Here is a 24,393-nt window from a genome sequence, read left to right as displayed (position 1 = left end):
TCGGCACCTTGTTCACCGGACACCGGCTCCATGAGCGCAGGCGGTACGCTTCGTCCGGCCATATCCGCAATCGTCCCTTTAGCGCTGCCGGACAGGCTCAAGGGACCACGAGGCGCCGCAGACGAAGATGGGCGATCGAAGAAGACGTCCGACGCTCTCTGCGATCTGCCTGACGACTGTACGGAAACTGTTCCCAACGGCCATCGGTCGCTTACGGCGTCAAGAGAACCGAACACATCTGCGCCCGACCCGCCTTCCTTCTTGTCCAAGACGCGTAAGAACGAGTGCGCTCTCGATCCCTTACCATCTCCGGCCGGAAAAGGCGGCCGCTCCTTCGACGGAGGAGAGTTATTCCGCAAGATGAAACCGGTCCCCGGCAGGCGAGCCGTCGATATCGGCGACACGGAGAGGATGTGAGAGACCGATCTCGCCGCACGTCCTACTGGTAGAAGAGAAGCCGGACGCTGCACATGTGGAAGCATCTGCTCCAGAGCGGCATTTGTAGTCCCCACCACTGCCGCCTCCCAGATCGAAGCGCCGGCAGAGTGACGAGTATCGAGATTTCCCCCGATGAAACCCTTGTCTCGATCACGCGACGGAACCCCGCGGCTCGCCGGGCCGCCAGCATCGCGAAGGCCACCCACAGAGCGGCCGGCGAGCAGAGCGCTCAATCCGACCGGCAAAGCGGCGAACATCTCTATCCCCTCCCCATGCGCCGTTCCGGGCAACACAGGCGGAAGACGGGCACGCCGACGGATCGGCACGGGTCGAGACCGGAGCGGCCGCGCATGGAGATCGGAAACTAGCCGCGCAAAAAGCGCCAGAGACGAACGCAGCGCTGTTGTGTTCTTCATCAACGCTGCCTTTCACGGCTAGAGGGAACGAAACTTGTAGGCGGCCTCAATGCGCCACCCAGCCCATGCCATCCCAGTCGAAATGTTGGCCATCCAGTTCGCCCATCGCAACGCAACACGCGAACCGTCTGGTTTCCGACATCGTCATGACCTCTTGCCAAGGCACCCCATGCTTCACGAGGTACAGAACCTGCCGAAGCAAGGGGTGCCTGCTCAGTTTTTTGCGCGAACCTGCTCGGCCTCATCCTCGGCGGAGTGATCGGCCTCGTCCGGATAATGGAAGCTCGACAGCGCTGCGATACCGGCATTGCCAATCTTGCGCCCGAGCTCCCGCACGCCGTCCTTCGTGTGCGGCATCATCACCGGCTTGCCGTCAATCGCTTCCACCGAACAGATCAGCAGAGCATAACGCATCCAGGCCGCCGAACCTGCCGCCGAACCCGCCGCTTCGATCAGGTCCAGCATGTCGCCGGGATTGATCTCCCGCAATGAAAGCCGCCGACCATCCTCGGTGGTGACCTCCGCGATGGGCCCGCTCAAATCTTGTTCCTCTGGCTGGCGAAGAAGCTGACCGTCTGCTTCACGATGTTCTCGGCCTGGTAATGACCGGAGTTCGTGAACGTCAGAGACACGCCCACGAATTCATAGGTGCTGGTCGACCCATCGGGCTCCGAGATGTACTGATAGATCGTTCCCGACCCGATCACGCCCGCGTTCCAGAATGCGGCTTCGATCGCCGACACGAGATCGTCCAGCGCGGAAGACCCGCGATCAACCTGGAACTGCCCACGCCAGCCGGCAGGCGTATTGAATTCGATCGGCACGCTGTTCAGCGGATCCGCCCGCTGCTGACGCACCTGCTGCTGCGCCTGAAACCCGGTCACGTCCCGAAGATCGATGCGAACGCCATTCCAGAGCAGGACGACCTGACAGTCCCGTCCAATGCTATAGGGATTCCCCATTCGAAGTCCTTGTCGCTATGCCGCCGGAAACGTTGCGTCAGTTATTGGTGGTGACGGTCACGTTCTGACCGCCTTGCAGATTCACGATGAAACGCTCGTTGATGCCCTGGTAACGAACCTGAACATCCGCCTGAACGTAGCCAAGCGCAGTACGGCTCTGCGGATTGTTGCTAGGATCGCACACCACCGCGTACGGCGCCGTTCCATCGACGCTACCGAGAATCCCCTGCGACACGAGATTGGACAGGTAAGCCAGAAGCGTCGCGCGAATGTTCGACAGCAGGGTCGAATTGATCACGCTGCCGACATACTTTCCCATGCCAGACGACAATGTTTCGGCGATGAAGTTCGTCATACGCGTGTAAGCATCGCTGGCAATGACCGAGGAACTGGAGCTGTTATGGCCGCAGCGAACGGTCCAGTACGCTCCACCTGGCGCCGGATTGGACACGACATCGATACCAGCCGAGAACAACTGCTGCAGTTCGGCCGACGAATAAGCCAGAACCTGGCCGCTGCTCGCGAGCCCGCTCTTCTGACTACCGATTACGCCGGACAACCTCTTGTTCAAGCTGGATTGCTCGGGCGACAGATTGGACAAGCACCCCGCCACCACGCCTTGCGGGCTGACGAGCCGTGTCTGCACGTTCACCTGATCGTACCAGTACAGCCAGTCGCCGAACATCAGCTTCGCGGCGTAGCTATCGAGGCCGGATTGCTGCTTCATCTGCACAGCGCTGGAGATCACCTGCCCCTTCGCACCGGTGAGGATCATGTAGATCCCCTCGCTTTCGCCGAACGCGCTCTGGATCGTCCAGAATGCCGGGTTCGAGCAATCCGCCATCACGGCGAGCGCGCAAGACTGACCGCGCAATGCGTACATTCCGGTACGCGCCATGCCGTCGGTCCCGATAACCGCGGCATCCGTCATGCCGGAAGCACCGTCGGAACCATTCATCAGGAACTGGTTCGTGACGGCCTGGGGCACCGCCGACAGATTGTTCCCGATCGAAGCGACGCACAGGTTGGACGGGCCTCGGGAAACACCGTTACCGTTGTTCACCGCCGCGACGAGATTGTTCCAGAACGTAGCCGTACCCTGGGACGCGTCGATGTTGTCGAACACCTCCGCCAGCTGGCCCGGCATCTGCAGGGTCAGACACCATGTTCCCGACCGCGAGCCCGCGGCCAGTGTCAGACCGATGCGGTTTCCGAGCGTTCCGGTATAAGCAGCCGTCAGAATGGCCGGATATTCGGAGTTCGCGTAGAACAATGCATACGTCGCGGCGCCATCGGTACCGTCCGTCACACGAACGGCCACGAAAGACGATGCGCCTTGCTGTTCCGCAAGCGCAATCGGAGTCCCCAGATCGTACAGACGGGTCTGTACGGTGCCGAACGCCAGATTGTAGTCGGCGAGCCCGCCCAGTACGACGGGCTGATTCACTGGCCCCCAGGACGCCGTGCCCACCACACCGATGCGATCGGTCGCAACGCCGTTCAGCGCAAGCGCCTGGGGCGACGCGATCTGGACATACAGATCCGGAACGACCAAGGCCGCCGTGTTGAGCGCCCCGAGCTGGGTTATCTGCGCCATGGCTCAGCCCTCCGATGCGGCATTGTGCAGGGCGGTCGGCGGCGTGGTCGGAACCACGAAGGACGCAAGTCCACCGCCGAGAATGGAGGAGATCGTCGCGGCATCCACGATCATCTGGCCCTTCTGATAGGAACCGAATGCGTGAATCACGACGAGTGCTGCGGGCATTGCTGCGGCCATAGGGCTCCTAGCTCACCAGATTGAAGGCAGGTTTCGTGGAATTCGCGACAAGCGTCGAAAGCGAACCGCCGACGGCAGCACAACGCGCACCATCGGGTCCGTCCGGCGTATAGGTCGGCATCAGCCATCCTCCTTCCGCCAGCTCGTTCCACGCGTAGATCAAGCCGATCTGCGCAGCGCAGGCAGAAGGCTGATCGTGAATGAACTTCGCCATTGCCGCGACATGATCGCCGATAGCGGATGCGGTCGCGGTATCGTAGAAGTTTCCGGGACCGAGGCTCGCCGAAATCGGATAGAAGGGCTGCGGGGTCTCGATCAGGGGCCTTTGATCCCAACCGCTCATCGCCGTGGGAATCATCGGAAAACCGGATGCCGCCCGAGCACTCCAGTCGGCAACGGCAGCACCCGTTAACGCCGCGAACGGCTGTTCGCTCCCGTTCAACCGCGGCGTTGCGTACGAACCAGAGGCGTCCGCCCCGACCTGCTGCGCCATCGGAATGTTGTTGTAGTCGGCCATCGCAGCACCGGAAAGCCAAACGATGTAGGGATTGCCGCCACCAGCCCGCATCACCGCCGACCGGACGGTAGCGATCGCTTCGGAAACGCTGCCGTCCGGCAAGCCCGCCGTTTGCTCACTCGAGGAGTCCAGAACAAGGTATAGAGGCCTGTTGCCGAGGACCGTCAGGTAGCCAGGCTGCGTCATCATGCTGATGTCGCGCAGGAGCGATGGCTGATCCTGACCGTCTGCGCCCCAGTTCGACGTTTGACCCAGCATGCAGAAACGCAAACGGCTGCGAAGCGAACTCGTCAGATAGAGTTGCAGCGGCAAGCTTAACGTGTCGTCCGGCTGATAGCTGTCGAACGCCCAGAACTGGAGGCCGGCCTGCAAGGCCGCTGCGATCTCTAGGTCGATCGTCGCCTGTGTCGCAAGCGGCCAGCGCGCAACGCCATTCTCGACCATTGCATTTGAAGGGAGCCGGAAATTGAATGCGGCCGGCGACAGAACGGCAGCACATTGCTGATCGATGCTATTCGCCGGATCATACCAGGCATCGAATCTGATAGCCCCCAAAGGCGGAATCACCAGCCTTTCCTGCGGAACGAGACAGCTGAACCCGACGGTCGGACCTGTTCCCCCCAAAGTACCGACACCGTACGCCATCTGTGAGCCGGTCATCGTCTTCAGCGTCGGATACTCGATGGTGTAGATCAGGTTCCGACGGTAGAGATTGGCGTTTTCAGAAACGTCGGTCTCCATCGTTCCGCCGTAGACCATCCGCGCCACGGAACCATCCGCTAGATCGAACCAGTCCACATCGGATAGGGCATTGTCGACGGCGGCCGCGACGGCGTCGCGCGCCAGCGGCGTCGAAGACCAGACAGAAACGAGAAAGCCCTGTTCTTGCCGCCGCGTTTCCATGACGGCAGTTCCCGATCCGACAACGCGTCCGCTCAACTGCGTACCAGGAACGAGAACGACATTACCACTGGCCGTCGCTCCCGGCACAAGGGCAGCAAGACTCGCCGCGACCGTGAAAGGAGTGTCATCCGCCCCCACGGCAACAGTATAAGCGACACCGTTCGCTTCCAAACCAGCCACCTGCCCCGCCCCACCGGTCCCGGTGAGGGTGGCCGCCTGACCGACGACCTTGATGGCCAGACTGGGCGATGTTGTCGAGACGGTCCGCCAGATACGGGCGTAGCGGGACGTGTCCTTGCTCGATTTCTCTTTCGTGAACACCGTGACAGTGTCGATCCCGGCGGCAAGATCGGCATTCAGCATCCTGCTCGCAGGCCAGCCTCGATAGATCTTGATAGTCGTACCGGTGATGCTCGATGCGGAAACCCCATTCGGATAGACCGCATTCTCGATCAGGCCGCATAAACCGTTCTCAACGTCGGATACGTCCGCGATCGCAAAATCCTCCCACTATGACGAACAGGCGCGGTTCACGTCGTCGCCAGCCCAACAACCAGCTTCCAGCCGTAATCCGACAGTTCTGCGCTGATGATCTCGTAAGCCTGCGCGGCGGCATCCCGAACGCGCATGCCGAACGACAACGTGATGTCGGGCAGGATCGGCGCCAGAACGTCGTAATAGACACCCCTGGTGTCGCTCGGCAGCTTCGTGACATCGGTGCCACCACGCGTCCGCGCAGACATGCTCACAGGCCATCCAATGCCAACCGGCGTGTCGTTCGAAGCGACATGCCCGCCATACGCATTCGTTCCTGCCGTGGTCGCCACATCCGTATTCAAAAAGTCGATCGTTTCGTTGCACAGCACACAGAGCGCCGCGCGGAGCGGCTCGACCCTGACGACGAAATGCGTATCCTGGCCGACAAGATAATCTCCAGCCTGCACCAGCGTCTGATCCGCCATCAGGCTGGCATAGGCATGTCCCGCCTGCGCCGTTTCAATCATCCTGAAACTCGGCTTCACATCCCAGGCACAAAACAGCGTGAGCAACGGCGAGCCGCTAACCGGCTGATTCGGACCGGTCGGCCTGAACAAAGACTCTTCCGATCCAACGATCGATGCCGCCTTGTTGAAACCATAGGCGATATGCTTGTTCAGCGTCCCCTGCTGCATCGCCATGCTCCGATTCTACGCGACGGAAATGACACCACCATTGTTCCAGAGCTGCCCCGTTCCGCTCGGCGGCTGCGACTGCGGCAGGAGATTCATCGAGACCGTGGCTCCGAATGCCGGAACCTGGGCAGAAATCACGCCACCGCTCAGCTGCAGTGGGACGCCGACCGTCACCTGCCGCCCATCCGTCGTATTCGCCACGACGGCACCGGTCGGCCACGCTCTGACGGACGACGCCGCACCCAGATCGGGAAACACCATGCGCAACGAGCCGGCAGACGAGCTGATCGTTCCGCCGACCGCGATCTGCATCGGCCTCGCCATCGTAAGCCAGAACAGCAAATTGCCGCCGGTCGGCGCGTCGAACACGCCGATGAACCCGATCGTCCCCCATGCTGTTGCTGCGGGTCCCACAGTGCCAGGCACGAGATCGACCAGCGTCGCGCGATCCAGCGTGCCGAAACTGATCGGCTGCCGGGCGTAACTTCCATCGGCCGGCTCCACCAGCGAACCGGCCGCCAGGGACGAGCCGTAGCCAAGCCATCCGTTCAAGGTATTCGCCACCCAAACCACCTTTCTGCCTCAGATCACAATATTCGCAGTCGTGCTCAGCGCGGGCCCGGGCGGCACACCAATGAAGGCGGCGAGCCGGCGGCACCAATCCTCGAACAGCCGCGTCCGATCCAGAACCTCTGACCGATTCCTGGTCCACACCGCGGCCTGATCGGTATCCAGATTTTGCGCTGCTCCTGGGATCGCCTGGTCAAGTTGGTTCAGCGTCGCCAGCTTCTGCCGAACCACCTGGAATTCGCTCGAAGACATGTTCGTCATGCGATATTCGAGCGTTCCGTACGCCTCGAAGAACCGCCAGGACGACATACCGGAAGCGCCGGATCCATAGGCCGGATACCCGCAAAACCGCCTGACATCGACCCGCTCGGCATCGCTCAGCGGATCACCCGAATAGCCGGTCGTTCCAGACATTCCATCTCCCGCCTGCAAGAAGGGCGGCGGCACGACGCCGCCGCCCCGAACCGATCCTTACAGACTCTCGATAACCACACCGCGCTTCAGATAGCTGTTGGTCGCGGTCGGAATGATCGACGTATTCGCCGTGGCGTCGGTCGGAAGAGCATAGCCGCCGATCCAGTACCAGGACTGCGCGATGATCTGCTTCAGCCGGTCGAGCGGCTCGCGCGTCACCATCACCACGTTGTCGACCTTCTCCATCAGCGACTTTTCCACGTCGGGAATGTCGCTATGGCCGGCATCGGCGTAATCGCCCTCGATCAGAGCGCCCTTGCCGCACACGATCGCACGATGGATCGCACCGGCGCCGAGCGAAACCTGCTGCGGCGCTTCCGTGGTCGGAATGAAGCGAACGCCGAGCAGTTCCACCACCGAACCGGAACGATAGGTCTCGGTGCCGTAGGCGCCGCGATACAGATACTTGAAATCCCCGTCACGGAAGAGACCGAGCATCTGCTGATCGTCCAGATAGCAGTGATAGGCCCCATCCACCGTCGGCACGTTGTTCATGCGCAGCGCAGCGACCGCAGACAGAACGGTCTGGATGCCCAGAGTATCGCCGGGAACGTAGGTGGTCGAACCATACATGCCCTGCGGCGCCGTCAAAGCCGCCGTGGTCAGACGGCCGTTCGGACGCAGCACAAGCGGCGCCGTCGAGGCGATCACCGGCTGCGCCAGCGCACCGTCGGAGGTGATCACGTTGGTGGAGAAGGTCAGCTGCCCGGAAACGCCGTTCGGCGCAGTCGACACGTTCACCGCATCCGCCGTCGTCCCGGTCAGCGTGTAGGCGTTGCTGCCCACCGTGACGGTCATCCCGCCCGTGGTACCCACCGCCACCACCTGGCCATACGGGTTCATCACGTTCTGGAAACCGCGGATGTCGTCCACCGAAACGACCTTGCCGGCCGCCGTCAGAGCATTGTTCACACGGGTGTTGCCACCCAGATAGCCGCCGACGCCGTTCAACGCGCCGCCGAACAGGGCATTGCGCGCGATGCGGTCGAGAGACTGCATCGCTTGCACGCCATTGGTACGCGCATTGGCCAGGAACTGCGAGGCGATACCGACGCCCTCGCTCACCATGTTCAGGTCGATCGTGTCGCCATACTGGTTGATCGACAGCGTATACTGCTCGATCGACCAGCTCGACGGGCTCATGCCGTTGTCGAAATTGCTGTTGGCGACAGGCGACATCGGCGTCGTCACCGGCGCCTTCAGGCCCTTGCGGGTCTTGGTCACGCTCTCACCGATCCGGTTGGTGAAGACCTCGCGGTCGGCGATGGAGCGGAAGCTCAGCCGGGACTGCAGACCATCCTGGAACTCGCGGGCCAGAAAGCCCTGCTGGATGATCGGCTGCAGCTGCGACGGAAAGTTTTGAATCGGCATGAAGCGGTGTTCGCCTTTCAGGGAAACCGGAACCGAAGTCCCGGGAAACGATCTTGGAGAGTGTCGGGGGCCGCCGGGGCGTCAGCCCCGATGCGCAGCCAGAAGGCGCTCGCGCTCCGCATGCCAAGCCTCGCGCGACAGGCTGCGTGCATCCACGGCGACAGGCCGCGCGGGCTGCGGCGGACGCATGGTCTGGGTAGTGGTGGTGCCGGTCGCATGTGTCTGCTCCGACGCGAACAGGTACGGCTTCTGCGCCTGAAGACGCGACACCACGTCCTCGACACCCACCGTGTTGCCGGCCTCGTCGAAGCTCACACCGGTCACGTCGGCCAGCTTCAAGGCATCCAGATCCAGGATGCCGCAGCGAAGCGCATGGCTCTTCAACTCGGCATGCAGCACGCGATGGCGCGCATCGCTCTGGGCGGCGGCAATCGCGTCATCGCGCTCGCGCACGGCACTGGCGCAGGCAGCATCCCGTTCGGACTGGGCGATGCGGACCTGCTCGCGATACCGCGCAACCTCACGGCGCAGTTTCTTTTCGGTTTCGCTGATCTCCCGAGGCAACTCGGGACCCTCGCTCGGCGCCGCCTCTTCGACGACACCCTCCAGCTCTTGGCCTTGCTCTGCCATGTGTGTTGGATTTCTTTCCGTTAGCGCCGACCGCGCCGCCGCCCCATGGCGACAGGCAAAGCATCGGCTGGGGAAACTCGTTTCGCCGGCGCCGAAACCAGGCGCCATCCGACCGAACGGGATCGTCCGGCGGGCAAGGACGCTCGCCGCGACATCGCGGAAAGCGCGCGACCCGATCCGCATGGATCGGACGCCGCTCTACTCGACGGCCAGGCGTTCTTCGGCCGCAGGCTCGGGCGGCAGACGCGCACCAAGCCCATACAGCGGCGCAATGATCTGGAAGGCGGTATCCTGGTCGATCACGCCCGCATCCAGCAGGGTGGCCACACCCGACGCCTGCGATTGCCGATCGGCAGCGGTCGCCGGGAACCAGCTCGGCCAGCTCAGCGACAGCCCGGCAGGATCGAGATCCTTCTCCGCCGTCCCGCAGACGATCAGCCCGCCCTTCACGCGGCCGGACGCGCGACATACCATCCGCATCAGCGGCAGCAGGCCGCCTTCGCCGTAGGAAATACGCAAACGGTCGGCAAGCCAGATCAGGCCCTGGCACATCAGCTCGATCGCCCGCCCGCTCGGCGCGGTACCGGCGCGGTCGCCATGGGCGCGGTTGCCGTGCATCGCCTCCAGAGCGATCGCACGCAGCTCCTTCACATGCGCCAGAACCGCGGCCGCAGCATTGCCGTTGATCTCCAGCAGCTTCGCATCGCCCTCCGGCGGCAGCGTCAGCGCCGAGGAGGCCCCTCCGACACGCGCAGCAACGGCGCCGCCGAACCCGGCCGACGGGTCCTTCAGAACCAGCGTCGGATCGGAACCGTATTTGAGCCCGCGCCCCGCCTGCGACAGCAGGTAGTCCACCTCGATCACCGTGTCGATCGCAGCGGCGAACGTACACGTACCATCGGGCCCATCCACATCATGCCCGAAGGAACCGGAGATGTTGCGGATCCACACGATCGGCACGAAACCGAGCCCGTGCACCACGCTCCGCTCCGGATCCAGCTCCATCTCCGACGGATCGGCATAGGAGGGCACTGGCTTGAACCAGCATTCGGCCTGGTTGTCCCAGACGCGCTTGAACCAGTACGGCCCGGCCGTCGGATCGACTGCGAAACCCTGCGCCCGCAGATCGAGCGCACTGACCTTGTAGCATTCGGTCACCGACAGAAGCTGATCCGGATCGTCCTGACGCCACACGGGCGACAGGTATTTCGTACCCAGAACCTCGAAGAAAGGCTTCGACTTCAGGACACGCAGCAGGATCGCCACGGATCCGACCGAACCGCGCGTGGCCGCATCCAGCATCACCTCGTTCAGGCGGCACCCGTCGACGAGCCGCGCCACAGCCTCCCGCGTACGCGGATCGTCGGCGCAGATGGTCGGCCAATGCCCTTCGCTGAACAGCAGGGAAACGGAATCCTCGACCACGACGCGGCACAATCCGGTCCGCACGGACGGACGACGCTCGTCGAGCGGAATGTACTCGCCCGCCTCCGTCCGCTCCTTCGAGAAGGGATACTGCAGCGTGTCGTAGTGGCGCCCTTCCAGAACCGCCTCCAGCGCCGCCAGCCGCGCGCTGCGGCGAGACAGGCCGGCATCCCTGGGCATGCGCCCCTGCAAAGACAGCCAGTCCATCCTCAGCGCTCCATGAAAGTCGATCGAACGCCGGTGCCGGCGGCGATGCGACGTCCGCACAGAAAATATCCCGTGGCGTCCACGAGATGATCGAAACCGCTCAGCTTGTCCGGTTCGCTCGTGCCCTCGCGGAACACCAGGCGTTCATAGGCTTCGATCGATTTGACGCAGCGTGGATCGACAATCGCCAGGACCTGTCCGTCCGCGGTCTTGAACTGCCGATTCACCGTGTTCATCCGCTCGCGCACGGGCGGATGCGACCGCAAGGCACGGACGCGAAACCCTCGCTCCTGCAGAATGCCGATATCCGTCCGCCCCCCTGCCGAACTACGACGCTGGGCGCCGGCCGGGTCGGGATAAACGGTGATATGCGACACATCCGGCCGCCCGGGTTCGAAACCGTCCCGCCCGTAGCGGCAGGAAATCTCGTCCGCGAGTTCGTCCGTGTTCGAGGTCGGCAGAACGATCTCGTCGATCTGACAGACGACATCGCCCTGCTCCTGCCACACCGTCGCAGACATCGGGTTGATGTTGAAATCGATTCCGACATGAACCGTACGAGACGGATCGTAACGCACGGGTCGCACATGCTCGTGCCGACCGAACGCATAGATCACACGCCCCGCATAGGTCTCGAAACTTCCGCAATATTCCTGCCGGAACGTGCGTTCGTCGAGCTGCCGGCGCGCCGCCTCCAGTTCCTCCGCAGGAACGTTTCCGCCATCCTCGGTGGTATAAAGAAACGAGCGATAGCCCGCCTCCCCGCCCGGCTGCCCGAGCAGATACGCGTCGCGGAAATGATCGAACCCCTTCGGCGTACCGATAAAGAGAGCGTGTCCCCTGGTGGTCGACAGCATCGGCCGGATCACCTCCAGCCATGCCGATGGACGGCAATCAGCCCATTCGTCGCCTCCGAAGAACCACAGCCCGGACCCGCGCAGATTCTCGCACGCATCCAGACCGACCAGCCTGATCACATGGCCGCTGACCAGACGGATCACGCAGGCGGTCTCGTTCGGCTTGCCCGCCACCCAGTGACGCGGAATGGATGCTTTCAACCGGCTCCACATGACGCGCTTCGCCTGCAGAAACGTGGGCGCGCCATACCAGATCTCGTTTTCCACCCCGATGCCGTTGCGGACGGCGAGGCGCGCCGCGCGGCGCAGCTCCTCGGCCATCAGGAAGGTGTTGTGCGTCGGAATGCAGCTCTCGGCGCACAGGAACAGACGTGTGGGACTGTCCACGGCGATGCACCGCACGGGGCGGCTCGCGATCGGCTCGATGCGCCGGATCCGGTGCAGTTGCTCCGCTTCCGCCTCGTCCCAATGCAACCGCCCGCACGACAAACGGGTCACTAGGCCCAGCCGCGCGCAAACGCGTCGAGCCAGCGAGAAGACCCGCTCGCCGCCGGACACGAAACCGCTCGCGGCGTTTCCGCCCCCGAAGCGCATCGCCAGCCACCAGAGCCGCGACCGGTCGGACTGGCGGCCGTTCCCGCCCGCAAACCGCAACGCCGGCACGGCCGGGATCGCGATTGCATTCCCCAGGGCCAGGAACACACGCAATTCTATCGTCCGGCGAAGCTGCGCCACGCCGCCATCGACGCGGACCGACCAGAGATGGTCGTCATCCGCCACCACCATGCTGCCGTCGCCGAACATCACCGCGTTGCAGGGACGCTCGTGCATCACATCGGTCGCGAACGTCACCCGACAGACGGCGCCGGTCTCGTCGAACAGACGATCCCCGACGGCGATGGCACCCATCGTGGTCCAGCCATCCGGAGACGGAAGCTTCGTATCGAGGCAGAGAGCCTTGCCGAAGCGACGACCGCATACGGCGACGCGGAATCGCGCTTTCTCGTCCCACCCCGCTTCGTAGATCGTCCATTGCGCCGGCGTCAGCGCCTTTCTCGTGTTCTGCCCCCGCCTCTCAGAGCCGCGGCGGATCGTCGTCAGATGCGATCTCCTCGGTTACGGACGGCATCACCCCTGTGGGCGAAAAGCCGGCCCTCGTGTGATACTTGTTCGGCTTCGAGCCCTTCAGCAGCAGCACCAGCAGAGGATCGCTGTAGCGCCGCGTCATCACCGGCTGATCATTCGCATCGCGGACGATCTGACCGTTCTTGATCAAAGGCTCGGAGACACCCTCAAGGCCGCGTCGCCAGGCTTCCGCCTCGATGCGGTCCGCGGCCTCGTCCATCGCCTCGTCATAGGAAGCGGCGAATTCGGCATCCGTACGCTGCAGATGCGTGACCTGACGTCGCGTCATGTTCGCCGCATGGCATGCCAGAAACAGGTTTCCGCTCTCGGCGAGCGAAGCCAAAAAACGTTCCGTCGCCAAAGACGGTACAGCACCGTTCGGCACGGGGGCGGATCGGCCTGAAGACCCTTCCGCGGCAACGCCGTTCAGTTGTACCGAACCGCGCCGACACGACGTCCGTACGAGGCCGTCGAGGCGAGGAGATTGCTCTGAACAGGCGGGCTGTCCTCGAACCGCCGCACCACCTCCTCCCGCTTCAAAGCGGTGTGGATCCGGTTACGCAAGGTGTCCGGCAGCGCACCGAGCTTGGTCAGATTGGCAGAACCGCGACGCCTGATCGGGACACACCGGATCACGACATCCTGGGCAGGCAAACCGCTTTCCGCCAGATCCGACCAGTGCTCCGGCACCACATCGGCGCGATGGCGCGTCGCTTGTTTGCTTTCCAGCTTCAACAGCGTGACTTCCGTGTCCGCCATGGATTGCACGACGTAGACCGCCGCGCCGCAGGCGACGACATCCCCAGATACGATTCCGATCCCATTGGAAAACATCGCGACCACCTATCGCAAAAGCCACAAAAAAAACCGCCGGGGTTAACCGGCGGTCGCAACTATTCGAGTATGAGAAATGTATAGATCAATCCGGGTCCAGCGTCAATCGTTATTTTAGCGTTATCTTAAACATTTTTGTACCGGAACGAAAACGGGCGGCTCGCATGTCGCGAACCGCCCGTCCCAATCTTCCTGTGATGATGCCTTGTCAGTTTGGCGCTGGCGCAGTCCGCTTCTTGTCGAAACGAGCATAGATCTCGTTCAGCTGCTCGAGCAGGAACACCATCTGCGCCGCGATCTTCTTGCGCCCGTTCACGTCGCCGGGCAGCAACTCCGACGCGATCGCCGAAAACGAAAGCTCGTCCACCAGAAGAAGCTTCAATCGAACTTCCCCGCACAGACCAAGAGATTCCCGAACGAATTTGCAACGTCCGATCGCATGGGTGCGGGACAACATTGCGGCGTGGATGTCCGGCGCTTTCCCGGAACTCTTCCGCTCCGGATCACGCGCGCCGATCACACCCATCACATAATCACGGTACCAGCGTTCAGCCGCATTCACCTGATCTTGCGTGACGTCACCGGCCTTGTTCAACGTGACGAGGCCGCCAACCACACGCTGGACATCGTCCTGTACACGCAGGACCTGCCCTTTGCGCAAACGCTGCGCCGGCGCACGGTCCGGTAGCAGGCCGGCCGGAACTGCAGGCGGATACTCCGTGCCTGCCGAAGAATAAGCCTGTATCATTGCTTGAACTCCACCTTACCGACCCAATAAAACGAGCCTGAAAGGTTCTGGGTAATCGACGACGCGCGAGACCGAGAAGCTACATGCGCATCGCACTGCCGCCCGAGAAATTGCCCTGGTCCAGGAACGCGATGGCCGTCCAGGTGATCGGATGCCCGGCCGGCAGCGGCGCCGCTCCGGCATCCTCGCGATCGCGCGTGCAAACAGAACGGACGCTTTGTGCATCGAGAAACTTTGCACGCCGCTGCGCGAAGCTGCGGCTCACGCCCATCTGCTGAGCGGCCTTCCTCAGCGTGGAACCATGTTGATGCAGCAGGGCCGTGAGACGAGCATCCTGAGCGGGAGTCCAAGGCAGGGGACGAGGCATACCGGCTGATCCATGCAACTGATGACCGGCACAAACTAACAAAGTGTTAGGGACAGTACAAGAAAACTTTCGCTCCGAATAACGCCATTTTTACGTTTTTACAGGTTGGGACAGCCTCAAGCAGAGTCTTCGTGACCCATCTTCACAGCGCGCAGAGTCGTCGCAGCAGCGTCCGTACTATAGATGCGCATCGGTACTGAGAAAGGAGTGCTCAGCCCTGGACGGCGAGGGCGCAAGGTTCCACGCCCCAATGCCAGGACACCCCGACCGGAACGGTCTCCGATCAAGACGGACCGGCCCGCGCATGCTCCGCCGTCGCCAGCAGGCACGGTTTATCTCTTTGAACCATCGCCTTTGACCAATGACGCCCCGCGAGCAACAGCACTGATCACCACGCAGCTGGCCTGACAAGGCGCGCGGCGCACCTCAGACGGTCAGCGAGGCGCGTCCAGCACCCGGCAGGCCTCGCGATCGACGCGCGCCGCGTCTTCATGACAGGCGCGCTCGGCATCCGCCCCACAAAGCTGCGAAGCATTCTGATAGGAGAATTCGAGATCCTGCGGCGACGGATCGGCTCCGCGCTCCAGCCTGTGCACATCCCGCATGCTTGAAAGGCAAGCGGCACTGGCCTCGCCTGGCACAGTCCGTAACACCGCGAGGATATGGTTCAGCTGCGTCCGGTCGACATCCGCCGACCGCGCATCGCGCGGCATGCTCAACACCAGCACCATGGCGGCACCAGCGGCAGCGAACCTGCATCTGAAAAGAAAAGCTTTGGCGGAGGGGATGGGATTCGAACCCACGGTACGGGTTGACCCCGTACAACGGTTTAGCAAACCGCCGCCTTCAGCCACTCGGCCACCCCTCCGCCGAAGAGCGTGCTCATCACACGGCGTTTGCAGGCCGTTCTTACGGCCTGCACCGCACCCCGTCAATCAGCCTTCAGAAGATGCGCCAAGCGCTCGTTGATCAGGGCCGGATTCCCCTTCCCCTTCATCGCCTTCATCGTCTGCCCAACGAAAAACACGAACAGCTTGTCCTTGCCGGAACGATATTCCGCCAGCTTGTCCGCATTCGCCGCCAGCACCGATTCGATCGCTGTGTCGATCGCTCCGGTATCCACCACCTGGCGCAGCCCCTTGCGCTCGACGATCGCGTCGGCCGCCTCGCCGGTCTCCACCATCACCTCGAACACGTCCTTCGCGATGCGCCCGTTGATGGTCCCGTCCTTGATCAGGTCCAGCAGCCCGCCCAAAGCCTTCGCCGTCACCGGGCTGGTGCCGATCGTCTTGCCCGTCCGGTTCAGCGCCGCGAACAACTCGCCCACCACCCAGTTCGACGCCAAACGCCCGTCACGCCCACGCGCCACCGTCTCGTAGAAATCGGCCGTCGCCTGCTCGGCCACCAGCACCGACGAATCGTAATCCGGGATGCCGTATTCCGACACGAATCGCGCCCGCTTCGCATCCGGCAATTCCGGCAGCTTCTCCCGCAGCGAATCGACCCAGCCCTGCTCCAGCACCAGCGGCAGCAGATCCGGATCGGGGAAATAGCGATAATCGTGCGCATCCTCCTTCGACCGCATCGACCGGGTCTCGCCACGATGCGGATCGAACAGCCGCGTCTCCTGGTCCACGACGCCGCCGCTTTCCCAGATCTCCACCTGCCGGCGTGCTTCCACCTCGATCGCCTGCATCACGAAGCGAATCGAGTTCACGTTCTTGATCTCGCACCGCGTCCGGAACGGCTCGCCTGCCTTGCGAACAGACACGTTCACGTCCGCACGCAGCGATCCTTCTTCCATGTTGCCGTCGCAGGTGCCCAGATAACGCATGATCATGCGCAGCTTGCGCACATACGCACCCGCCTCTTCCGGGCTGCGCATGTCCGGCTCGCTCACGATCTCCATCAGCGCCACGCCGGCCCGGTTCAGGTCGATGAACGACCGCGTCGGATCCTGGTCGTGCACCGACTTGCCCGCATCCTGCTCCAGATGCAGACGCGTCACGCCGATCTCCCGACGCGTCCCGTCGGCCAGCTCGATGTCGATCTTGCCGCTGCCGACGATCGGATGCGTGAACTGGCTGATCTGATACCCGGCCGGCAGATCCGCGTAGAAATAATTCTTCCGGTCGAACCGGCTCACCAGGTTGATCCGCGCATCCAGACCCAGCCCGGTCCGCACCGCCTGCGCCACGCATTCAGCATTGATCACCGGCAGCATGCCCGGAAACGCCGCATCCACGAGGCTCACATGGCTGTTCGGCTCGCCGCCGAACGTCGCCGAGGCGCCAGAGAACAGCTTCGCACGGCTCACCACCTGGGCATGCACCTCAAGCCCGATCACCAGCTCCCACGGACCGGTGCTGCCCTCGATCACGTAGCTCATGCCACCGCTCCCGCACGCAGGGCCGGCAGGTGATCGAACCCCGCCGCCTGTTCCAGCGCCGATCCCAGTGCGAACAAGGTTTCCTCGTCGAACGGACGTCCGATCAGCTGCAGCCCCAGCGGCAGACCGGTCGAATCGAGCCCCACAGGCACCGACATGCCCGGCACACCGGCCATGCTCGCCGGAACGGTGAAGATATCGTTCAGATACATGGTCACCGGATCGCTCATCTTCTCGCCCAGCCCGAACGCCGCCGACGGCGCGGTCGGCGTCAGCAGCGCATCCACACGCCCGAACGCCTCGGTGAAGTCGCGCAGGATCAGGCTCCGCACCTTCTGCGCCTTCAGGTAGTACGCATCGTAATAGCCGGACGACAGCACGTAGGTGCCGATCAGGATGCGGCGCTTCACCTCGTCGCCGAACCCAGCCGCACGCGAACGCTCGTAGAGCGCATCCAGGCTGTCCGCCTCCACCCGCTCGCCGAACCGCACGCCGTCATAGCGCGCCAGGTTCGAGGAACATTCCGCAGGCGCTACTATATAGTACGTCGCCAGCCCATGCTTCGTGTGCGGCAAGGACACGTCGACGATCTCGCAGCCCGCGTCGCGCAGCCAGTCGATCCCCTGCTGCCACCAGCGCTCGATCTCCTCCGGCATGCCCGGCGCGCGATATTCGGCCGGAATGCCGATCCGCATGCCCTTCACGCTCCGCCCCACGGCGGCACGGTAATCCGGCACCGCCACATCGACGCTGGTGCTGTCCTTCGGATCGAACCCGGCCATCGACCGCAGCAGGATCGCGCAATCCTCCACGGTCCGCGCCATCGGCCCGGCCTGGTCCAGCGAGCTCGCGAACGCCACCGTGCCCCAGCGCGAACAGCGCCCGTAGGTCGGCTTGATGCCGGCGATGCCGCAGAACGAGGCCGGCTGGCGGATCGAACCGCCGGTATCCGTCCCAGTCGCCCCCAGCGCGATCCGCGCCGCCACCGCCGATGCCGACCCGCCCGACGACCCGCCCGGCACCAACGGCGCATCGTCGCCGCGACGACGCCACGGGTTCTGCACCGCGCCGAACGCCGAGGTCATGTTGGACGAACCCATCGCGAACTCGTCCAGGTTGGTCTTGCCCAGAGACACGGCACCGTCGCGCTTCATCTGCGCCGTCACCGTGCTCTCATAGGGCGGCACGAAGTTGGACAGGATCCGGCTCGCCGCCGTGGTCCGCACACCCTCGGTGCAGAACAGATCCTTGATCGCCACCGGCGCGCCGCAAAGCGGACCCGCCTCGCCACGCGCGCGCGCCGCATCGGCCTCGGCCGCCTGCGCCATCGCCTGCTCGGCCGTCACGGTGATGTAGGCGTTCAAGGTCGGATTCAGCGCATCCACCGCGTCCAGATGCGCCCGCGTCAGCTCCACCGACGAGAAACGGCCCGCCTCCAGGCCATCCAGCGCCGCGGCCAGGCTCTGCCCGCACAGTTCCATCGTTTCTGACATCACTCGACCACCTTCGGCACGGCATAGAACGGACCGGCACGCCCCGGCGCATTGGACAGCACCGCATCCACGCGATCGCCGTCGGTCACCTCGTCGGCGCGCAGGCGCAGAGCGGCATGGCCGACGCCGGCGATCGGCTCCACGCCGTCCAGATCCAGCTCGCCGAGCTGCTCCACCCAGCCGATGATGTGCCCGAGCTCGGTTTGCAGCCGTTCGATCTCGGCCTCGCCGACGCCCAGCCGCGCCAGTCTCGCGATACGTCGTATGGTCGCGGCATCTAGCGACATCAATCGGAGTCCCCGTTTTGTTGCTGGGTGCACGCGGTGCGCGGGTGGCGGCGGAAACACGGCGCGATCGCGCGGCTCCGAACCGGTCGCCCCCTGGTCGCCCGAATGCAGGCGGACCATAAACCTTGCCCATGCCCCTGTTCAACATGCAGCAACTGCGCGCCGCCCTGCCCCGAGACTCGCGGCTGCTCGGCATCGATCTCGGCACACGCACCATCGGCCTTGCTTTGTCCGACGTGTCGCTGCTGCTGGCCTCCTCCTATGCCGCCCTGCCACGCGGCAAGTTCGCCGCCAATGCGAAGGAGATCGCCGCCATCGCGCGCAAGGAGAATGCCGGCGGCCTCGTCGCCGGCCTCCCCCTCTCGCTGGACGGTTCGCTCGGCCCGGCCGCACAGGCGGCCAAGGACTGGCTCCGCAATCTGTCCGACCACACCGGCCTGCCCGCCGCCCTTTGGGACGAACGCCTTTCGTCGAGCGCGGTGAACCGCATGCTCATCAGCGACCTGGACATGACGCGCAAACGCCGCAGCGAGGTGGTCGACAAACTCGCCGCCGCCTACATCCTGCAAGCCGCACTGGATGCCAGCCGTCCGCTTCCGTCCGGCGAAATGGCCTCAGACAAAGCCTGACCGACCATGCAACAAGAGTAGGGAGAAACGGATGGTGGGCGCGACAGGGATTGAACCTGTGACCCCTACCATGTCAAGGTAGTGCTACTACCGCTGAGCTACGCGCCCATCCGTCGGCGCGCTTCTTAGCCCCCTCTCCGCGCCCATGCAAGCCCGCCCGTCCCGTTTCTTTCTCATGACGGACGAATGACGTGACAGGATCGTGCGCCGGAACGAGAATGGCGGCATGACCGCCCTTCTGCAGCCTTCCGAACCCGCCCTGTCGGAACTGCAATTCCGCGTCGTCCAGCCCGAGACCCAGACCGTCCCGCTGGTCGTCGCCTCGCCACATTCCGGGCGGCTCTATTCCAGCGACTTCCTGGCCGCCTCCCGCCTCGACGCCCATACGCTCCGGCGCAGCGAGGATTGTCTCGTGGACGAGCTGCTCGCAGGCACCACGGCCAACGGCTTTCCCCTGCTGCTGGCCGATTTCCCACGCGCCTTCTGCGACGTGAACCGCGAACAATGGGAACTCGACCCCACCATGTTCGCCGATACGCTGCCGGATTGGTGCAACACGCGCACCGCCCGCGTCGGAGCCGGCTTCGGCACCATCGCGCGGCAGGTCGCCTCCGGTCAGCCGATCTACAACGACAAGCTCCGCTTCGCCGACGCCGAACACCGCATCCGCACCTGCTGGGAGCCCTATCACGCCGAGCTGGCCGCGCTGATCCGGCGAACGGAGGATCGTTTCGGACGCGCGGTGCTGATCGATTGCCATTCCATGCCGGCCGAGGACTCGCTCAATCGGCACGAACCCGATTTCGTGCTGGGCGACGCGCACGGCAGCGCCTGCCACCCGTTCCTCACCCGTGCCGCGCATCAGTTCCTGGAACGGAACGGCTACAGCGTCCGGCGCAACGATCCCTATGCCGGCGGCTACGTCACCCGCTTCTACGGGCGCCCGCGCCGCAACCGTCATGCACTTCAGATCGAGATTTCCCGCCGGCTCTATCTGGATCAGCAGACCTACAGGAAACGCCATGGCTTCGACGCGGTGCGGCATACCCTGAACGGGCTGCTGCGGACCCTGGGCGATACCGCCCGATCCCTCCCGACCGCCTGATCCAGGCATTCGGGCAAAAAAAAGGCGGTGCAGAAGCACCGCCAAGTTTAGGGAGGAAACGTCCAAGAAGCAGCGCGCCAAAGCAGCGCCGCTGAAGACACATATAGGGCGACGGCGCGTTCCGGTCAACAAGTTTTTTGCGCCGCACAAAACATTCCAGGCCGGAACGACTCCCTCCGGCCCGCGCACGCACGTTCGCGGTTCGTTAACCATCGCCCGCTATGCTCCTTCTCCATGTCCCGGCTCGTGTCGGCCCTGTCGGCCATCCTCCTTTGCATCGTGCTCGCCGGGCCGAACCGGGCCGCGGCCACGCCGAATCCCGGCGATTTCGCCCTGTGTCAGGCTGCGACCAGCCGCACCGAGCGTACCACCTTCGTGCCGGACCAGCTTCTCGGCGCCATCGCCAAGGTGGAAAGCGGCCGTGCCGATCCCAGCGACGGTGTCGTTCACGCCTGGCCCTGGACCATCAACGCCGAAGGCGTCGGCCATTACTACGACACCAAGCAGGAGGCGGTCGCCGCGGCCCGCGCCTTCCAGGCCGCGGGCATCCGCTCGATCGACGTCGGCTGCACCCAGATCAACCTGATGTTCCACCCGGACGCCTTCGCCACGCTCGAACTCGCCTTCGACCCCGGCACCAACGCCCTGTTCGCCGCTTCCTTCCTCACCGATCTGTTCCATCAGACCGGAAGCTGGCCGCACGCGGCGGCGGCCTACCATTCGCAGACCCCCAATCTCGGCAGCGACTACCAGCGCAAGGTGCTCGAAGTCTGGGCCGAACCCGAAGATTCGGCAGGCGAACCCAGAGCACCGAAGCCGCCACGCCCCCATCCGGCCGCCCAAGCGGGCATGGCCTTCGCCGCAGCCGCGCCCTCCTCTCAATCGGCTGCGGCGAGCATGCCGTTCGGGGGACGTCCGCTCGGCGGCTACGGGCGCGTCATCCGCAACGGTCCCATCACGGTGCCGGGCGCCGGCGGAATGGGCATCGTTCCCGGCAGCCTCGCCGCCTATCGCGCCAGACCGGTCGCTCTCGCCTCCATGCGCATGCCCCCATCTTGACGGTTGGGGTCGGTTCGCCTTTGTGACAGGCAACCACGCCGCGATGCCGGCGACGCCATCAGGAGATGTTGCGACCATGAGCGATCACGCCCCCACACAGGATCAGGTCCGGCCGGGAGAGGAGCGCCACGAATTCGGCGCCGAAGTCGGCCGGCTGCTCGATCTGGTGGTCCACGCCCTTTACTCCGAACGCGAAATCTTCCTGCGCGAGCTGGTCGCCAACGCCGCCGACGCGTCCGATCGCCGACGTTTCGAGGCCCTGACCGATTCCGCCAAGGCGCTACCGGACGGCGCCAAGATCCGCATCCATCCCGACAAGGATGCGCGCCTGCTCACCATCTCCGACGACGGCATCGGCATGAGCCGCGAGGAGCTGGCCCGCAATCTCGGCACCATCGCCCGCTCCGGCACCCGCGCCTTCGGTCAGGACATGGCGAAGCTCGAGAATGCCAAGCCGGAAGAACGCCCGAGCCTGATCGGCCAGTTCGGCGTCGGCTTCTATGCCGCCTTCATGATAGCCGACCGCGTCGAGGTCACTTCCCGTCGCGTCGGCGAAGAGCAGGCCTGGCGCTGGTCGTCCGAGGGACAGGGCTCCTACACCCTCGCCCCGGCCGAGCGCGACCTGCCCGGCACCGACATCGTGCTGCACGTGAAGACGGACGCGGACGAGTTCCTCGAGCCCTATCGTCTGGAAACCATCGTCCGCAAATGGGCCGACCACATCACATGGCCGATCACCATCGTCCGTGACGGCAGCGACGTCGCCGCCAACGAGGGCACGGCGCTCTGGCGCAAGCCCAAGAGCGAGATCACCGAAGAACAATACGCCGAGTTCTACCAGCATCTCGGCCACATGTTCGACAAGCCCTGGGCGACGCTGCACTGGCACGCCGAAGGCACGATCGAATTCACCGCCCTGCTGTTCGTGCCCGGCATGCGCCCGTTCGAGCCGGTGGAATCCACTCGCGAAAGCCGCGTGCGCCTGCATGTCCGCCGCATGTTCATCACCGACGAAGCCGCTCTGCTGCCGCCCTGGCTCCGCTTCGTGCAAGGCGTCGTCGACACCGAGGATCTGCCGCTCAACGTGTCGCGCGAGATGCTCCAGGCGACGCCGGTGCTGGCCCGCATCCGCAAGGCCGTCACCAACCGCGTCATCAGCGAACTGCGCGCCAAGAGCAAGGACGCCGAGACCTACGCCGCGTTCTGGGAGAATTTCGGTGCGGTGCTGAAAGAAGGCATCTGGGAAGACCACGACCACCGCAACGAGGTCGCCGCCCTGTCCCGTTTCCGCTCCTCCACCGAGGAGGGCCTGGTTTCGCTCGCCGATTATGTCGGCCGCATGAAGCCCGCGCAGGAAGCGATCTATTATCTGGTTGGCGACAATCACGACGCCCTCGCCGGCAGCCCGCAGCTCGAAGGCTTCCAGGCGCGCGGTATCGAGGTGCTGCTGCTGTCCGATCAGGTCGATGCGTTCTGGCCGGAACGTCTGGACCGCTTCGACGACAAGCCGATCCGCAGCGTCACCCAGGGCCTCGCCGACCTGTCCGCGATCCCGCTCACCGACGAACCGACGGGCGAAGCCGCCGACGTCGAAGCCCTGCTGCCGGCTATCAAGGACGCCCTCGGCGACGCCATCGCCGAGGCCCGCACCACCGACCGTCTGGTCGGCAGCGCCGTGGTCCTGGCCGCGTCGCAGTCCGGCCCGGATCTGCAGATGCAGCGTCTGATGCGCCGCACGGGCCAGCGCATGCCGGGCGGCGCGCCGTTCCTGGAGATCAACCCGCGCCACCCGCTGATCCGCGCCCTGTCGGCGCAGCTCGCATCCGGCCAGCCGATCAAGGACGCGGCACTCACCCTGCTCGACCTCGCCCGGGTGCAGGACGGCGAGGCCCCGGCCGATCCGGCCGCCTTCGCCCGTCGCGTCGCCGACGCGCTGGCCGGCGCCCTTTCGGCCACGCCGGCCGCCTGAGCGAATCGCCGCCCGCATGAGGATCGATCCTGCCACCGACATGCTTGGCGTCGTCGATGTGCAGCCGACCTTCATGCCGGGCGGCGAACTCCCGGTCCCGGACGGCGATGCGGTGGTGCCGGTGATCAACCGGCTGCTGCCACACTTCCCCGCCGCCTTCGCCACCCAGGATTGGCACCCCGAGGGCCATGGTTCGTTCGCCAGCGCCCATCGGGGCCGCGTCCCCGGCGACACGATCAAGATGCCCTACGGTCCGCAGATCCTCTGGCCGGACCACGCCATCCAGAACAGCGACGGCGCCGCCCTCCATCCGGCGCTCGATCAGGCCCGGATCTCGCTGATCATCCGCAAGGGCTTCCATCCCGGCATCGACAGCTATTCCGCCTTCCGGGAGAACGACCATCGCTGCTCCACCGGCCTCGCCGGGTGGCTGCGCGCGCGCGGCGTCGAACGGCTGTTCCTGTGCGGCCTCGCCGCCGATTTCTGCGTCGCATGGTCGGCCGAGGACGCGATCGCCGCCGGTTTCGAGACGATCGTCATCGAGGACGCCACGCGCGCCATCGCCCTGCCGCTTCCCGGCGGCGGCGGCACCGCCGAAGCCGCCCGGGCGCGACTCGCATCCCTCGGCGTCCGCTTCCTCCAAACGACCACCATCGAAAGCTGACCCCG

General features: G+C 64.4%; 25 protein-coding genes and 2 tRNA genes. 5 read left to right on the top strand and 22 right to left on the bottom strand.

Annotation, left to right across the window (positions count from 1 at the left end; translation table 11 throughout):
* Nucleotides 1–1,067: 1,067 nt before the first annotated feature.
* The 21 genes from ACZ5BM_RS15725 to gatC all read right to left on the bottom strand — a co-directional run bounded on the left by ACZ5BM_RS15725 (nt 1,068) and on the right by gatC (nt 18,962).
* On the bottom strand, nt 1,068–1,394 hold the full coding sequence (locus tag ACZ5BM_RS15725; RefSeq protein ID WP_498909065.1) for a hypothetical protein: 327 nt from the start codon (nt 1,392–1,394) through the stop codon (nt 1,068–1,070).
* Nucleotides 1,391–1,738 (bottom strand): hypothetical protein, encoded by a 348-nt coding sequence (locus ACZ5BM_RS15720; RefSeq protein ID WP_498909064.1) that lies wholly within the window; start codon nt 1,736–1,738, stop codon nt 1,391–1,393. Before ACZ5BM_RS15720 ends, ACZ5BM_RS15725 begins: the two co-directional genes overlap by 4 nt.
* Nucleotides 1,739–1,853: 115 nt before the next feature.
* Nucleotides 1,854–3,413: a phage tail protein gene (locus tag ACZ5BM_RS15715; RefSeq protein WP_498909063.1), complete on the bottom strand. Its 1,560-nt coding sequence runs from the start codon at nt 3,411–3,413 to the stop codon at nt 1,854–1,856.
* 3 nt (nt 3,414–3,416) lie between these two features.
* Nucleotides 3,417–3,593 (bottom strand): hypothetical protein, encoded by a 177-nt coding sequence (locus ACZ5BM_RS15710; RefSeq protein WP_498909062.1) that lies wholly within the window; start codon nt 3,591–3,593, stop codon nt 3,417–3,419.
* Nucleotides 3,594–3,600: 7 nt separating this feature from the next.
* The gene (locus tag ACZ5BM_RS15705; RefSeq protein WP_498909061.1) at nt 3,601–5,376 is read right to left on the bottom strand and encodes a hypothetical protein; all 1,776 of its coding nucleotides are present in this window, start codon (nt 5,374–5,376) and stop codon (nt 3,601–3,603) included.
* A gap of 167 nt (nt 5,377–5,543) precedes the next feature.
* The gene (locus tag ACZ5BM_RS15700; RefSeq protein ID WP_498909060.1) at nt 5,544–6,191 is read right to left on the bottom strand and encodes a hypothetical protein; all 648 of its coding nucleotides are present in this window, start codon (nt 6,189–6,191) and stop codon (nt 5,544–5,546) included.
* A 9-nt stretch (nt 6,192–6,200) separates the two neighbouring features.
* Entirely contained in the window at nt 6,201–6,749 is a 549-nt protein-coding gene (locus tag ACZ5BM_RS15695; RefSeq protein ID WP_498909058.1) for a phage tail fiber protein, read from the bottom strand.
* Between the two features lie 18 nt (nt 6,750–6,767).
* Complete coding sequence (locus ACZ5BM_RS15690; RefSeq protein WP_498909057.1) at nt 6,768–7,169, bottom strand: hypothetical protein; 402 nt, start codon at nt 7,167–7,169, stop codon at nt 6,768–6,770.
* A 57-nt stretch (nt 7,170–7,226) separates the two neighbouring features.
* Nucleotides 7,227–8,600 carry a DUF4043 domain-containing protein gene (locus tag ACZ5BM_RS15685; protein ID WP_498909056.1) on the bottom strand — a complete coding sequence of 458 codons (1,374 nt, stop codon included), beginning with the start codon at nt 8,598–8,600 and terminating at the stop codon, nt 7,227–7,229.
* 81 nt (nt 8,601–8,681) lie between these two features.
* Complete coding sequence (locus ACZ5BM_RS15680) at nt 8,682–9,230, bottom strand: phage scaffolding protein (protein WP_498909055.1); 549 nt, start codon at nt 9,228–9,230, stop codon at nt 8,682–8,684.
* Between the two features lie 198 nt (nt 9,231–9,428).
* Nucleotides 9,429–10,862 carry a portal protein gene (locus tag ACZ5BM_RS15675; protein WP_498909053.1) on the bottom strand — a complete coding sequence of 478 codons (1,434 nt, stop codon included), beginning with the start codon at nt 10,860–10,862 and terminating at the stop codon, nt 9,429–9,431.
* 2 nt (nt 10,863–10,864) lie between these two features.
* Entirely contained in the window at nt 10,865–12,628 is a 1,764-nt protein-coding gene (locus ACZ5BM_RS15670) for a terminase large subunit domain-containing protein (RefSeq protein ID WP_498909052.1), read from the bottom strand.
* A 166-nt stretch (nt 12,629–12,794) separates the two neighbouring features.
* The gene (locus tag ACZ5BM_RS15665) at nt 12,795–13,187 is read right to left on the bottom strand and encodes a hypothetical protein (protein ID WP_498909051.1); all 393 of its coding nucleotides are present in this window, start codon (nt 13,185–13,187) and stop codon (nt 12,795–12,797) included.
* 83 nt (nt 13,188–13,270) lie between these two features.
* Nucleotides 13,271–13,678 (bottom strand): hypothetical protein, encoded by a 408-nt coding sequence (locus ACZ5BM_RS15660; protein ID WP_498909050.1) that lies wholly within the window; start codon nt 13,676–13,678, stop codon nt 13,271–13,273.
* A 208-nt stretch (nt 13,679–13,886) separates the two neighbouring features.
* A complete protein-coding gene (locus tag ACZ5BM_RS15655) occupies nt 13,887–14,426 on the bottom strand; it encodes a hypothetical protein (protein WP_498909049.1) in 540 nt (179 codons plus the stop codon).
* Nucleotides 14,427–14,505: 79 nt separating this feature from the next.
* A complete protein-coding gene (locus tag ACZ5BM_RS15650; protein WP_498909048.1) occupies nt 14,506–14,691 on the bottom strand; it encodes a hypothetical protein in 186 nt (61 codons plus the stop codon).
* A gap of 536 nt (nt 14,692–15,227) precedes the next feature.
* Nucleotides 15,228–15,506 carry a hypothetical protein gene (locus ACZ5BM_RS15645; protein ID WP_498909047.1) on the bottom strand — a complete coding sequence of 93 codons (279 nt, stop codon included), beginning with the start codon at nt 15,504–15,506 and terminating at the stop codon, nt 15,228–15,230.
* Nucleotides 15,507–15,568: 62 nt separating this feature from the next.
* Nucleotides 15,569–15,661: transfer RNA gene (locus ACZ5BM_RS15640), tRNA-Ser, on the bottom strand.
* A 63-nt stretch (nt 15,662–15,724) separates the two neighbouring features.
* The gene (gene gatB, locus ACZ5BM_RS15635) at nt 15,725–17,182 is read right to left on the bottom strand and encodes an Asp-tRNA(Asn)/Glu-tRNA(Gln) amidotransferase subunit GatB (protein ID WP_498909046.1); all 1,458 of its coding nucleotides are present in this window, start codon (nt 17,180–17,182) and stop codon (nt 15,725–15,727) included.
* Nucleotides 17,179–18,663: an amidase gene (gene gatA, locus ACZ5BM_RS15630; protein WP_498911678.1), complete on the bottom strand. Its 1,485-nt coding sequence runs from the start codon at nt 18,661–18,663 to the stop codon at nt 17,179–17,181. The genes gatB and gatA overlap by 4 nt, the downstream gene beginning before the upstream one ends.
* An 11-nt stretch (nt 18,664–18,674) precedes the next feature.
* Entirely contained in the window at nt 18,675–18,962 is a 288-nt protein-coding gene (gatC, locus tag ACZ5BM_RS15625) for an Asp-tRNA(Asn)/Glu-tRNA(Gln) amidotransferase subunit GatC (protein ID WP_498909045.1), read from the bottom strand.
* Nucleotides 18,963–19,093: 131 nt separating this feature from the next.
* Between gatC and ruvX the strand changes: the two genes are divergently transcribed.
* Complete coding sequence (gene ruvX, locus ACZ5BM_RS15620) at nt 19,094–19,591, top strand: RuvX/YqgF family protein (RefSeq protein WP_498911676.1); 498 nt, start codon at nt 19,094–19,096, stop codon at nt 19,589–19,591.
* A 32-nt stretch (nt 19,592–19,623) separates the two neighbouring features.
* Here ruvX and ACZ5BM_RS15615 read toward each other — a convergent pair.
* Nucleotides 19,624–19,699 (bottom strand) — tRNA-Val (locus ACZ5BM_RS15615).
* A gap of 118 nt (nt 19,700–19,817) precedes the next feature.
* On the opposite strand from ACZ5BM_RS15615, the gene ACZ5BM_RS15610 reads away from it, so the two are divergent.
* From ACZ5BM_RS15610 to pncA, 4 genes are all read left to right on the top strand, one after another.
* Nucleotides 19,818–20,696, top strand: coding sequence for an N-formylglutamate amidohydrolase (locus ACZ5BM_RS15610; RefSeq protein ID WP_498909044.1), 879 nt, complete (start codon nt 19,818–19,820; stop codon nt 20,694–20,696).
* A gap of 234 nt (nt 20,697–20,930) precedes the next feature.
* Nucleotides 20,931–21,755 (top strand): lysozyme family protein, encoded by an 825-nt coding sequence (locus ACZ5BM_RS15605; protein WP_498909043.1) that lies wholly within the window; start codon nt 20,931–20,933, stop codon nt 21,753–21,755.
* A gap of 76 nt (nt 21,756–21,831) precedes the next feature.
* Nucleotides 21,832–23,724 carry an Hsp90 family chaperone protein gene (gene htpG / locus ACZ5BM_RS15600; RefSeq protein ID WP_498909041.1) on the top strand — a complete coding sequence of 631 codons (1,893 nt, stop codon included), beginning with the start codon at nt 21,832–21,834 and terminating at the stop codon, nt 23,722–23,724.
* A gap of 16 nt (nt 23,725–23,740) precedes the next feature.
* The gene (gene pncA / locus ACZ5BM_RS15595; protein WP_498909040.1) at nt 23,741–24,388 is read left to right on the top strand and encodes a nicotinamidase; all 648 of its coding nucleotides are present in this window, start codon (nt 23,741–23,743) and stop codon (nt 24,386–24,388) included.
* The last annotated feature ends 5 nt before the right edge of the window (nt 24,389–24,393 follow it).

This window comes from Lichenicola sp. GTC18331 (assembly GCF_055386855.1).
The sequence above is the reverse complement of the archived record's forward strand: the minus strand, read 5'-3'. Positions and strand labels throughout refer to the sequence as shown.